This window comes from Comamonas serinivorans (genome assembly GCF_002158865.1).
Taxonomy (GTDB): Bacteria; Pseudomonadota; Gammaproteobacteria; order Burkholderiales; family Burkholderiaceae_C; genus Comamonas_E; species Comamonas_E serinivorans.
This window is the reverse complement of the sequence record NZ_CP021455.1, coordinates 219,613-232,340: the sequence shown is the minus strand read 5'-3', so window position 1 is coordinate 232,340 and position 12,728 is coordinate 219,613. Positions and strand designations below refer to the sequence as shown.

Below are 12,728 nucleotides of genomic sequence, written 5' to 3'. Positions count from 1 at the left end.
TCTTGCTTCAGTTGATGCATGGACATCCCGACATCCAGGCACCCCGCAAATTCATCCAAGAATTTGCACTTACTCGACCCAATCACACGGGTCACTACGCTGCACAAGCTCGTCAAAACCTGTGAGCACCTTTGTTGTTCGCCGAAGGCTTAGGCCTTCTTCGGACGCTTGGCGCCGTACTTCGAACGGGACTGCTTGCGGTCCTTGACGCCTTGCAGGTCAAGCGAACCACGCACGATGTGGTAACGCACACCGGGCAAGTCCTTCACACGGCCGCCGCGCACCAGCACCACGCTGTGCTCTTGCAGGTTGTGGCCTTCACCGCCGATGTACGAAATGACTTCGAAACCGTTGGTCAGGCGCACCTTGGCGACCTTACGCAAAGCCGAGTTCGGCTTCTTGGGCGTCGTGGTGTACACACGGGTGCACACGCCACGACGCTGCGGGCAGTTTTGCATCGCAGGGCTCTTCGAGTTGATGACCTCGACTTCTCGCCCCTGACGCACGAGTTGGTTGATGGTTGGCATTGATTCCCCTAACGTGAAATAACCAGTGAGCACGTGGGGCAACCATTGAACCCACAGCAGCCGGCAAAAAGGCAGCCCTGCGGCTGCCCGATCACCTTCGCCTGCCCCGCAACCAAAAATCAGCAGGGCGCACGCGCGTAGACCTTCCCTTTTTCAAGGAAAGCCCGCGAGTGTAGCCGTTCCCTGTGTTGAGCGCAAGCCTGCGCGCCGCGTTGGCGGGCCCGGGCGGTCACGGGCCACCCCTATACTGCAGCTCGATCGGGCCATCCGGCCACGCTGAATAAGGGATGCATCCATGGCACAGACGCCTGTGTTCACGTTGGGCGACGTGCGTTTCGAGGCCGGCCTCACGGCCCTCAAGCGCGAAAAAATCTACGGCTGGGCCGAGACCCGCTACACCGATGGCCAAGGCGAGGACTGCAGCTTCGTCACCCTGTTGGACGACGGCCGCACCCTGGTCGACACCGGGGGCATCGCGCTCAAGAGCCTGGACGCCGACGGCAACGAGATCGACAAGTCTTCGCTGGTGGCCCACTGGGCCGAGGACGGGCGCGAGGCCGAACAGCACGCGTCGGTGTTCGAGGCCGAAAACCGCCTGTCGACCGACAAAGGGCTGGACGACTACCTCTGCATGGACGTGAAGAGCGTCTACCAGCTGGAGCTGGGCGACCAGCTCGCCGTGGTGCAGCCCCTGCTGGCGCAGCACCAGGTGCTGTACCTGCCCTTTTGCTACCGCGCCGGCTACGACCCCGACGACGCCTTCCTCATCGGCCAGGATCAGCACGTGTTCCTCGTCGTGGGCCGCATCAGCGCCTTCACCTGGTCGTCGCTGCAGATCCAGAGCGACCTGATCGACGAGGTGGAGGAGGACGAGTCCTCCGACGCCATGGACTTCAACATGTTCTGACGCGGGAGACCAGCATGCGAAAGATCAAACTGGCCAACGCCCAGAAGCGCGACGCCGAGGTCGTGTACGGCGGCCTGTCCCGCAAGCCGCGCATCGTCTACACCCTGCCCACGGGTGAACGGGCGCGCAACGTCAAGGTGCTCAAGGCCAGCGTGGCCACGCAGTACGAAACCCTGCTGCAGGCGGCCGGCAGCGACGAGGCGCTGTCGCAGGCACTGGTGGACGGCGACCCCGAGCTGGACCTGAACCAGACCGGCCGCTTCATCCGCAACAGCCAGCGCATCCTGGTGAATGCGGCCCGGCAGCCGGTCTACAAGGTGAAGGTGACCGAGCGCATCTTCGGCCCCGATGGCGAGCTGAAGGGCGAAAAGGACAAGGTTAGCCGCAGCCAGAACGTGATGGCCGAGGTGCCCGTGTCCTGGACCGGCAAGAAGATGCCGATTGCGCAGGCCTACAACCGCTTCATCTTCGGCCGCACCTACCAGCTCACGCACACCAACGGCCTGAGCTTCGACTTCCTGTTCGCCATGGCCAAGGACCTGCACGAGCAGCAGGCGCTGATGCTGGTGGGCGCCGGCCCCAAAGGCACCGATCCGTTGGTGTTTCAGGAAGAAGGCCGGCCCTACCGCGCCTTCCTGGAAGGCCGGGTGCGCGGCGAGGAGTACCTGCTGCTCATGCACCTGTCCAACCTGGAACTCAAGCCCCTGCCTGAAGGCGCCTGAGGCGTCCTTCACCCCATTACCCAGTATGAGCCCATTCCCGTTTAAAGATGAACGGTAACCAACCCATACTGCTTACTCGAATCTGAACTGGACCTGAACATGGACGATCTGGTCACGTACAAGCGCCGCGTCGCCTCGCGCTTTCTGCCGCTGGAAGGCGAAGCGGCCTTGCAGGAGCTGCCCGAATCCGAGCAGTTCATCTACTCCGAGAAGATCGACGGCCACCTGGGCTTTGCCGTGGTGGACGGCGGCAGCGTGCGCTTTTTCAACCGCAGCGGCGTGGCCCTGGAGCTGGGGGACCTGGCGCCGCACGTGCCACTCGTCGACGGCATCTGGGCCGGCGAGATGTACGTGCCCCAGGAGCGCTCGCGCGCCTTCCTCGTCAGCTCGGCCGTGGCCAACCAGGGCCAGGGCCTGTCGTTCGCCGTGTTCGATGCCGTGCACGCGCTGGCGCAGCCGCTGCCCGAGCGCGTGGCCCTGGTCGAGGCCAGCATGCCCAAACCCCACGGCGGCGCCCGGGTGCACCACGCCCCCTGGCAGCGCTGCGAGTCGCGCAAGGACATCCTGGCGCGCTACCAGGACGCCATCAGCGCCGGCCAGGAAGGGCTGATCGTCATCCCCGCCCACGGCATGGGCTACAAGCTCAAGCCCATGGTCGAGCTGGACGTCACTGTCCTCGGCTACTGCCTGAAGGAAGACGGCAGCGGCATCCGCTCGCTGCTCATCGGCGTGCAGAACGAGGCCGGTCAGTGGCAGGTCGCGGCCTCGGTCGGCGGCGGCTTTGACGAGGCCGCGCGCGTGGCCTGGATGGCCCGACTGGAGCCCCTGGTGACCGAGGGCGACATCGTGCTCGTGGCCAAGAACCGCCTGGCCTACAAGTGGGTGCGGCCCGAGATCGTCATCCAGATCAAGTGCATCGAGCCCATCGCCGAAGACGCCAACGGCATCATCACCAAAGACCTGCTGAGCTATGACAACGGCAGCTACCACAGCCACGGCAAGGCGCCCGGGGTGAGCCTGGTCTCGCCCGTGTTCCAGCACGAGCGCACGGACAAGACGCCGGGCCTGGCGGACACCGGCATCACCCAGCTCACCGACCGCGTGGAGATCGGCGGCGCCGAGGCAGCCGGTGACGGGGCCGAGCCCGACACCCAGCCGCAGGTGCTGTTCCGCAAGGTCTACACCAAGGCCGGCAAGGGCGGCGTGGCCGTGCGCAAGTTCGTCGGCGTGAAGACCCACCGCGAGGCCAGCGGCCAGTTTCCGGCCTACTACGTGCTGTTCACCGACTTCAGCGCCGGCCGCAAAGAGCCGCTGAAGACCGACATCACCCTGGCCGCCGACGCCGACGCGCTGCAGGGCGCCCTCGAGGTGCTGGAGGCGGAGAACATCAAAAAGGGCTGGGCGCTGGTGCCCTGAGCGCCCGCAACCGTGTGCCGGCTCGCGGGCGATCGCGGCGCGGGAGGGCCGGCACCGCATTGACCGGCATCGCCTTGGCCGGGCACCACCTGCGCATCGCGCCCGGTCAGCATGGTGTGACGGCCTCGCAACGGAACGCGCGGCCCAGCCCAGCCCAGCCCACCGTGCCGCCTCGGCCAAGTACCCGCTTCAGCCCGTGGCCGGTCACGCAGGCTTGCACGCTGCCCACAGCGCCAGCCAGGCGCCTGACCGTCCAGCGACCATGAAAAATGCCGCTCGAAAGCGGCATGTGAAGAAGTATCAGCCGTTTCCGTTGTCTAGACCAACGGAAATGCCGAATACTGCCTGAATCAACCAGCGATCGACGCTTGGTAGATGGATTCGATGGCCTGGTCCAGTGCGCCGTTGAACTCGGCATCGCTTTGCTGCGCCGTCAGGCCTTCGGTCAACGCGCGGCTGAAGCTGGCGATGACGCCGGGGTTCTTGGCCAGCAGGGCGTTGGAGTCGTCGCGGCTGTAGCCACCCGACAGCGCGACCACGCGCACCACGCGCGGGTGCTTGACCAGCTCGCCGTAGAAGCCCGCGACGGTCGGGATGGTGAGCTTGAGCATGACCTTCTGGTCACCGGTCAGCGCGTCCAGCTGCTGGAGGATGGCGGCCTTGAGCAGGGCTTCGATCTCCACCTTGTCGGCGGCCTTGATGTTGACCTCGGGCTCGATGATGGGCATCAGGCCGGCGGCCAGGATCTGCTTGCCCACTTCAAACTGCTGCGCCACCACGGCGTCGATGCCCTGGGCGTTCGCGGCGTTGATGACCGAGCGCATCTTGGTGCCGAAGATGCCCTTGGCGGCGGCGCGTGCCAGCAGCGCATTCAGCTCGGGCATGGGCTTCATCAGCTGCACGCCGTTGGCTTCGTCGGCCAGGCCTTTGTCCACCTTCAGAAAGGGCACGACCTGCTTGGTCTTCCACAGGTAGTCGGCGGCGTCCTGGCCGTCGAACTGGCGGTCCATGGTCATCTCGAACAGGATGGCACCGATCACGCGCTGGCCGTTGAAGGCCGGGCTGGTGACGATGCGGCTGCGCATGGCGTGCACCAAGTCGAACATCTGTGCGTCGCCCGAGTAGGCCGATTCCTCGATGCCATAGAGCTTGAGCGCCTTGGGCGTGCTGCCACCGCTTTGGTCGAGCGCGGCGATGAAACCCTTGCCCTGGGTGACTTGCTGGAGTTGTTGCTGGTTCATGGTGCGAATAGGCTGAAGGTGGAGCACACCGCCGCCGGCGGGCCAAGGCGGGGGTCTGTGCGGAAGCTGCGGGGTGTTGGCGTCCTGACAGCGGACGTGCGATGAACTCAGGGCCCGGTCATCGCGGGACCCGCAAGACGCGGCCGAGATTGTAGGGGCCGCCCCGCCCCGGGTCCGTCCCGGGGCCACAGACCGTCACACCACGCGGCAGATCTTGAGCATGTTGGTGCCGCCAGGCGAGCCCATGGGCTCGCCGCAGGTGATGGCGTAGACGTCGCCCGAGCCGACGATGTCGCGCTCTCGCAGCCGCTCTTCGGCCTGGGCCAGCGCGGTGTCGCGGTCCACGCTGGTGTCCATGATGAGCGGGCGCACGTTGCGGAACAGCGCCATCTTGCGCTGCGTGGCCAGCTTGGGGGTCAGCGCGTAGATGGGGATGCGCACCGAGTGCCGGCTCATCCACAGCGCGGTGAAGCCCGAGTCGGTCAGCGCGACGATGGCCTTGGCGCCCAGGTGCGAGGCGGTGAAGATGGCGCCCATGGCGATGCCGTGGTCGATGCGCTTGAAGTCCTGGCCCACGAAGTCGTCGTCCAGCGGCGCGTCGTCGGCGTCCTCGGCCGCGCGGCAGATCTCGTCCATGGCGCGCACGGTTTCGACGGGGTAGCGGCCGGCCGCGGTCTCGGCGCTCAGCATCACGGCATCGGTGCCGTCGAGCACGGCGTTGGCCACGTCGCTCACCTCGGCCCGCGTGGGCACGGGGTTGGTGATCATGCTTTCCATCATCTGCGTGGCGGTGATGACCAGCTTGTCCGCCGCACGGGCCATGCGGATCATGCGCTTTTGCAGCGCGGGCACCGCGGCGTTGCCCACCTCCACGGCCAGGTCGCCGCGCGCCACCATGATGCCGTCGCTCGCGGCCAGGATTTCCTCCAGGCGCGGAATGGCTTCGGCGCGCTCGATCTTGGCGATCAGGAAGGGCTTGTGGCGGAACTCGGCGCCCGCCACGTTGGCCAGCTGACGCGCCATCTCCATGTCGGTCGCGGTCTTCGGGAAGCTGACAGCCACGTAGTCGGCCTGCAGCTGCATGGCAACCTTGATGTCCTCCATGTCCTTGGCCGTCAAGGCCGGGGCCGACAGGCCGCCGCCCTGCTTGTTGATGCCCTTGTTGTTCGACAGCTCGCCGCCCACGCGCACGGTGGTGAAGATCTGCTCGCCCAGCACGCGGTTCACGTCCAGCACGATGAGGCCATCGTTCAGCAGCAGCACGTCACCGGGCTTCACGTCGCGCGGCAGCTCCTTGTAGTCCAGGCCCGCGGCCTCCACGTTGCCGGGCTCGGTGCGCGCGGCATCCAGCACGAAAGGCCTGCCGTTCTCGAGCAAGACCTTGCCCTGGGCGAACTTGCCCACGCGCACCTTGGGGCCCTGCAGGTCGGCCATGATGGCCACCTCGCGCCCCATGCGCTGCGAAATCTCGCGCACCAGGCCGGCGCGGGCGATGTGGTCCTGCGCCACGCCATGGCTGAAGTTCAGCCGCACCACGTTGACCCCGGCACGCAGCATGGTTTCCAACACGGCCTCATCGCTGGACGCCGGCCCCAGGGTGGCCACGATCTTCGTGGCGCGGTGAATCGCTGACATGCACACTCCTCAATGCAAGGGGACGCAAGCCGTGCGTCCGGACACGATTGTGCCCAGATTGCATGACCGCCCCGGCCCGGCAGGCCCAAGCCCCGCCGCGCAAGGCCCTGCTGCAGACGCTGGCATACTTGGGCGTTTTCGCGCCCGCGCGCGATGTCGGCTGCCGCCCGTGTCATGACGGGCACATCCGGCTGTGGCACCCTTGCAAGTGAAAGTCGACAATGCGTGAGTCTTTTTCGTATGAACAGCTGATTGCCTCGGGAGAGGGTCGCCTGTTCACACCCGACAGTGGCCGCCTGCCGCTGCCGCCCATGCTGATGTTTGATCGCATCACGCACATCGATGACGATGGCGGCGCCCATGGGCTGGGAAAGATCCGCGCCGAGCTCGACGTGAAACCCGATTTGTGGTTCTTCCAGTGCCACTTCCAGGGCGATCCCGTCATGCCCGGGTGCCTGGGCCTGGACGCCATGTGGCAGTTGATCGGCTTTTACCTGACCTGGCTGCGCCTGCCGGGCCGTGGCCGCGCCCTCGGTGCAGGCGAGGTCAAATTCACCGGCGAAGTGGGACCTGACGTGAAACTCGTGACCTACGAAATCGACATCAAACGCGTGATCAAACGCAAACTGGTCATGGCCATTGGCGACGCGCGCCTGCTGGCCGATGGCCAGGAAATCTACGTGGCATCGGACCTGCGCGTGGGCCTGTTCCAGCGCGATGCCAAGGCAAGTGGAGGCTGACACCATGCGTCGCGTCGTCATCACTGGAGCAGGCATCGTCTCGTGCATTGGCAACGACGAAGCCACTGTGGTCGCCTCGCTGCGCGAGGGCAAGTCGGGCATTCGCGCCATGCCCGTGTTTGCCGAAATGGGACTGCGCTGCCAGGTGGCCGGTGCGCCCGAGATCGACCTGGACGCCCGCATTGACCGCCGCTTGCGCCGCTTCATGGGCGATGCAGCCGCCTACGCCTACGTGGCGCTGACCGATGCGATCGCCGAAGCGGGCCTGACGCCTGCCACCATCTCCAACCCGCGCACCGGCCTCATCATGGGCTCGGGCGGCGCGTCCTCGGCCAACCAGGTCGAGGCCGCCGACACGCTGCGCAACAAGGGCATTCGCCGCGTCGGCCCCTACCAGGTCACGCGCTGCATGGGGTCCACGGTGTCGGCCAACCTGGCCACGGCCTTTCAGATCAAGGGCATCAACTACTCGATCACCTCCGCATGCAGCACCTCGGCGCATTGCATCGGCGTGTCGGCGCAACAGATTGCCTGGGGCATGCAGGATGTGATGTTTGCGGGTGGCGGCGAAGAGCTGTCGTGGCAGCTGTCCATGCTGTTCGACGCCATGGGGGCCATGTCGGCCGGCTTCAACGACCAGCCCGAAAAAGCCTCGCGCCCCTACGACGCCGCGCGTGACGGCTTCGTCATCGGCGGCGGCGGCGGCGCCGTGGTGCTCGAAAGCCTGGAACACGCCCAGGCCCGCGGCGCCAACATCCTGGCCGAGGTGGTGGGCTTCGGCCTCTCGTCCGATGGCGAAGACATGGTGGCCCCCTCGGGCGAAGGCGCCATCGCCTGCATGCGCCAGGCCATCGCGCAGGTCAACACCCCCATCGACTACATCAACACCCACGGCACCTCGACACCCGTGGGCGATGGCTCGGAGCTGCGCGCCATGCGCGAGGTGTTTGGCGATGCCGTGCCGCCGTTCTCGTCGACCAAGTCGCTGACCGGCCACTCGCAGGGCGCGACGGGCGTGCAGGAAGCCATCTACTGCCTCTACATGCTCAAGCACGGCTTCATCGCCGGCAACATCAACGTCGAGAACCCCGACCCCGCCGTGCAGGGCATGCCGCTGGTCACCCAATCGCGCGACGCCCAGCTGCGCACCGTGCTGTCCAACAGCTTCGGGTTTGGCGGCACCAACGCCACCCTGGTGCTGCAGCGCTTCGAAGGGTAAGCAGAGTATCCACCGATTGGCGTTCAATTTTTAACGCCAATCGGCCGATACCCCATCATCGTTTCCCGCCACCCTGCCCATGAGCCAGGCCCGCTCTGCGCAAGCCACGCAGCCCACGGTGTCCATCCGCCAGGTGCGGCAGGCCATGCAGGGTGCCACGCGGCGCGGCGTGAACGAAGCCTGGCTGCTGCACCAGGCCGGCATCGCCCCGCTGCTGGTCGATTCGCCGCTGTCGCGCATCACCGTCGCCCAATACGCCCGCCTGCTCACGCTGCTGCGCCGCGTCACCCGCGACGAGCTGTGGGGCCTGTGCGCCACCCCGCTGCCCGTGGGCAGTTTTGCGCAGGTCATCCGCCACGTGCTGCACGCGCGCACGCTGGGCGACGCCATGCGCCAGGCCTTCACCCAGTACCACCTGTTGCTGGGCCAGTTCGTACCCCGCCTGCGCGTTCAAGGGGGCGTGGCCGCTGTGCGCATGGTCACGCGCGGGCCGCGCGACGAGGCGCTGGACTATGCCGAGCGGGTGTTCGGCTACTTCTGCTACGGGGTCATCTGCTGGCTGGTGGCGCGGCGCGTGCCCATGCTGCGCGTGGTCTACGCCGGCGGCCACAGCGGCGGCGGCTCGGACGCCGAACAGCTCTACCACGCCCCCCTGCAGCTGGACATGAGCTACTCGGGCTTCGATTTCGACGCCCAGTGGCTGGACCTGCCCGTGGTGCAGACGGCCAGCAGCCTGCACGAGTTCCTGCGCGCCTCGCCCAGCGCCCTGATCACCAAGTACCGCGAACAGGGCCGCCTGGCCGACCGCGTGCGCCGCCTGCTGCGCAACCGCATCGCCCACACCCTGCCCGACCTGAAAGATGCGGCGCGGCTGCTGGGCATGGCCTCGCCCACGCTGCGCCGCCACCTCAGCCAGGAAGGCACCAGCTTTCAGCAGCTGAAGGACGAACTGCGCCGCGACGCGGCCATTGCGCTGCTGGCCCGCCCCGAGCTCAGCCTGCTCGACATCGGCCTGCGGCTGGGCTTTTCAGAGGCCAGCACCTTCCACCGCGCGTTCAAGACCTGGACGGGCGTCACCCCCGGCGTCTACCGGCACGCCCACCTGTGATGGCCCGCTGGCGATCACGCCGGCATACCGAGCGGCCGCGGTGTCACTCCCCCAGGAGACGGGCGGTTTGGCTTGAGCACCGGCCCGCGGGACACTCACAACCCCCTCGCACGCCGTGGGCTCGAACGGCTACGTGGTACAGCGCGGAGCTGCGCTGGGCATGCCCACGCCGGTCAACCGCATGGACGCTGGTGCGCCTGAGCCAACGCGGAACCCAGGGCCTGAGCCACGGCGAGCGAGCGGCACCGCGGCCTCACGCCGTCCAGCAACGCGCTCAGCGCCATCAAGCCCCCTCCGCCCAGCGCAGGAACGGGTTGGACCGCACCGATGCGGAGGCTCACCTGGACCAAGGCGCATGCCAATTCACCGCCTCTGCCGCGCCCGGCAAACCCGGCCCGGGTCCGGCCCATCGCGGGCTGCCGGACAATGCGGTCCCCATCCTTTTCTCCTCCACCGACCCGGCATGACCTCTGCTGACCCGACGCCCGCCCCTCGACACCCCGACGCCGTCGCTGCCCTGCGCCGCCGTGAACACGCCTTCACCTGGGGCGTTCGGCTGACGGTGGCCGGCGCCGCCTGCTCGGTCATCGGCTCGCTGATGACGCAGCTGCCCGTGGGCTGGCCGCTCACGCTGGGGGGCACCGCGGGCGTGGTCGTGGGCCTCGTGCTGGCCCTGGGTCGACTGCCCAGCCAGGCCTTCTACAACAGCCTGCCGGGCGCTCTGAGCGCCAAAGGCCGCCACCAGTGCGTGCGCTGCGGCCACACGGGCATCGCCCGCCCCGCCAGCACCTCGCGCGGCCTCTGGAACCGACCCCGTTGCCGCTGCGCACAGTGCGGGCAATTCCTCTTCGTGGAGTGAGGTGCGGCCGTAGGCTGGCGTACTCGCTGGCCACATCGGCACCGGCAAGCACCACACGGGCGCGGCCGGCTGGCGGCCAGCGGACCAGGAACATGGCGGTGGGCTCCAAGGCGGCGGGCAACATCATCCAGATCGAGCACCTTTCGAACGTGCCCGACACCAGGCGCCCACCGAGCCCCCGCAGCCAAGGTCACGGTTCACCGCACGGCGCCGCGTGACGGCAGCACACCCGCGGCCACCCACCCGCATCCTGAACGGGCCGACCAGCGGGCGCCACCAACGCCTGGACAAGCGTGGCAGCGCCCAGGTGGCGGTGATGCCCATCCGCCATGAAACAACCACCCTTGGCGCGCCTGTCGTGGTCAGGTGCAGGCCCGCGCGCCCGAGCCTGAAAGGCGGCATGGCCGCGGCTCAGCGTGCGCCATTGGGGCAGCGGCGCGGCCACCCGGCATCCTGTCCCGCACACCGCCAGCTGGCGCTGTGGTCCAGCGTCTCATGCGTCATGGAGTATTCGCAGTTTCCGTTGATCAAGTAAAAGGAAACCGCTGATACCCCATCCCCATCAAGGGTGCGTGGGCATGGTGAACTCGGCCCCTTTGCCGATGCGCTCGGGCCAGCGCTGCATGACGGATTTTTGCTTGGTGTAAAAGCGCACGCCCTCTTCGCCATAAGCATGGGTGTCGCCGAACAGGCTCTTCTTCCAGCCGCCGAAGCCGTGCCAGGCCATGGGCACGGGGATCGGCACGTTGATGCCCACCATGCCGACCTGGATGCGCCGCGCGAACTCGCGCGCCACGTGGCCATCGCGGGTGAAGCAGCTCACGCCGTTGCCGAATTCGTGGTCGTTGATGAGCTGCACGGCGGTGGCGAAATCGGGCACGCGCACGCACGACAGCACGGGGCCAAAAATCTCTTCGCGGTAGATGCGCATGTCCGGCGTCACGTGGTCGAACAGCGTGCCGCCCAGCCAGAAGCCGCCCGACGTGTCGGTGGCGCTGCCCGCGCCCGCCTGGGCGCCATCGAACCCGCGGCCATCGACCAGCAGCTGCGCCCCTTCGGCCACACCGGCGTCGATGTAGCCGCAGATGCGCTGACGCGCCGCCTCGGTGACGATGGGGCCCATCTCGGCCGCCAGGTTTTCGCCGTCCAGAATCTTGAGCGCCCGCGTGCGCTCGACCAACTGGGGCAGCAGCCGCTCGGCCACGTCGCCCACCAGCACCGCCACGCTGATGGCCATGCAACGTTCGCCGGCCGAGCCGAAGCCGGCGCCAATCAGCGCATCCACGGCTTGGTCGATGTCGGCATCGGGCATGACCACCATGTGGTTCTTGGCGCCGCCCAGGGCCTGCACGCGCTTGCCGTGGCGCGCGCCCCGCTCGTAGATGGCGTTGGCGATCGGCGTCGAGCCGACGAAGCTGATGGCCTTCACATCGGGATGATCGATGAGCGCGTCCACGGCCAGCTTGTCGCCCTGCAGCACGTTGAACACGCCATCGGGCAGGCCCGCCTCCTTCAGCTTCTGCGCCAGCCAGAGTGACGCGCTCGGGTCGGTCGGGCTGGGCTTGAGGACGAAGCTGTTGCCGCAGGCCAGCGCCACCGGGAACATCCACATCGGCACCATGGCCGGAAAGTTGAACGGCGTGATGCCGGCCACCACGCCCAGCGGCTGGCGCAGGGTCCAGTTGTCCAGGCCGCCCGAGACCTGTTCGGTGAAGTCGCCCTTGAGCAGCTGCGGGATGCCGCAGGCGAACTCGACGATGTCGATGCCGCGCGCCACCTCGCCCTGGGCATCGGTGAACACCTTGCCGTGTTCGGCCGTGATGAGGTGGGCCAGCTCGTCTTTGTGCGCGTTCAGCAGCTCGAGGAATTTGAACAGCACGCGCGCCCGGCGGATCGGGGGCGTGTCAGCCCAGTCGGCAAAGGCCGCCTGCGCCGCCGCCACGGCGGCATGCACGTCCTGCACGCTGGCCAAGTGCACCTGCGCCGTGACCTGGCCCGTGGCCGGGTTGGTGACGGCCTGCGTGTTGCCGGTGCCAGGCGCAGGCCGGCCGGCGATGAAATGCCCCAGAGCGGCCACGGGTGGATGAGAAGCGGTCATGAACAATCCTGCGGAAGAAACGGCGGCAATCCATTCAACGAGGTATGCCTCCATTGCCGTTGCATTGAAAACGGAACTGCACCCATACCCTGTGTTGCATGGCGTTGTGAACACGGGCGTGACACGGCCTTGCCGCCACGGCCCATGCCGCCGACTGTAGACAGCCGACCGCCGCAGAACAAGCCGATTCCGCGAAATGATTGTTCGGCATGTCGAACAATGGATGGGGGGCAAAGCACCCTGGGTGGCGGCGTCC

General features: G+C 67.3%; 11 protein-coding genes. 7 read left to right on the top strand and 4 right to left on the bottom strand.

The features are described from left to right. Positions 1-149: 149 nt before the first annotated feature. Positions 150-527 (bottom strand): 30S ribosomal protein S12, encoded by a 378-nt coding sequence (gene rpsL, locus CCO03_RS00995; RefSeq protein WP_087276041.1) that lies wholly within the window; start codon positions 525-527, stop codon positions 150-152. A 295-nt stretch (positions 528-822) separates the two neighbouring features. Between rpsL and CCO03_RS00990 the strand changes: the two genes are divergently transcribed. The 3 genes from CCO03_RS00990 (at position 823) to CCO03_RS00980 (ending at position 3,572) form a co-directional block, all read left to right on the top strand. Continuing rightward, positions 823-1,434 carry a hypothetical protein gene (locus CCO03_RS00990; protein ID WP_087276037.1) on the top strand — a complete coding sequence of 204 codons (612 nt, stop codon included), beginning with the start codon at positions 823-825 and terminating at the stop codon, positions 1,432-1,434. A gap of 14 nt (positions 1,435-1,448) precedes the next feature. Then, entirely contained in the window at positions 1,449-2,156 is a 708-nt protein-coding gene (locus CCO03_RS00985) for a hypothetical protein (protein WP_087276034.1), read from the top strand. A 99-nt stretch (positions 2,157-2,255) separates the two neighbouring features. Then, complete coding sequence (locus tag CCO03_RS00980; RefSeq protein ID WP_087276031.1) at positions 2,256-3,572, top strand: ATP dependent DNA ligase; 1,317 nt, start codon at positions 2,256-2,258, stop codon at positions 3,570-3,572. A gap of 350 nt (positions 3,573-3,922) precedes the next feature. Here the strand turns inward: CCO03_RS00980 and CCO03_RS00975 are convergent, their stop codons facing one another. Continuing rightward, positions 3,923-4,813, bottom strand: coding sequence for a fructose bisphosphate aldolase (locus tag CCO03_RS00975; RefSeq protein WP_087276028.1), 891 nt, complete (start codon positions 4,811-4,813; stop codon positions 3,923-3,925). Between the two features lie 195 nt (positions 4,814-5,008). Further along, a complete protein-coding gene (gene pyk, locus CCO03_RS00970; RefSeq protein ID WP_087276025.1) occupies positions 5,009-6,448 on the bottom strand; it encodes a pyruvate kinase in 1,440 nt (479 codons plus the stop codon). A gap of 221 nt (positions 6,449-6,669) precedes the next feature. On the opposite strand from pyk, the gene fabA reads away from it, so the two are divergent. The 4 genes from fabA (at position 6,670) to CCO03_RS00945 (ending at position 10,374) form a co-directional block, all read left to right on the top strand. Beyond that, positions 6,670-7,188, top strand: coding sequence for a 3-hydroxyacyl-[acyl-carrier-protein] dehydratase FabA (fabA, locus tag CCO03_RS00965; protein ID WP_087276020.1), 519 nt, complete (start codon positions 6,670-6,672; stop codon positions 7,186-7,188). 4 nt (positions 7,189-7,192) lie between these two features. After that, positions 7,193-8,407, top strand: coding sequence for a beta-ketoacyl-ACP synthase I (gene fabB / locus CCO03_RS00960; RefSeq protein WP_087283905.1), 1,215 nt, complete (start codon positions 7,193-7,195; stop codon positions 8,405-8,407). 79 nt (positions 8,408-8,486) lie between these two features. Further along, the gene (locus CCO03_RS00955; protein WP_087276017.1) at positions 8,487-9,515 is read left to right on the top strand and encodes an AraC family transcriptional regulator; all 1,029 of its coding nucleotides are present in this window, start codon (positions 8,487-8,489) and stop codon (positions 9,513-9,515) included. 463 nt (positions 9,516-9,978) lie between these two features. Then, the gene (locus CCO03_RS00945; protein WP_157667431.1) at positions 9,979-10,374 is read left to right on the top strand and encodes a hypothetical protein; all 396 of its coding nucleotides are present in this window, start codon (positions 9,979-9,981) and stop codon (positions 10,372-10,374) included. A 562-nt stretch (positions 10,375-10,936) separates the two neighbouring features. Here the strand turns inward: CCO03_RS00945 and CCO03_RS00940 are convergent. Continuing rightward, positions 10,937-12,472 (bottom strand): CoA-acylating methylmalonate-semialdehyde dehydrogenase, encoded by a 1,536-nt coding sequence (locus CCO03_RS00940; protein WP_087283902.1) that lies wholly within the window; start codon positions 12,470-12,472, stop codon positions 10,937-10,939. Between the last annotated feature and the right edge of the window lie 256 nt (positions 12,473-12,728).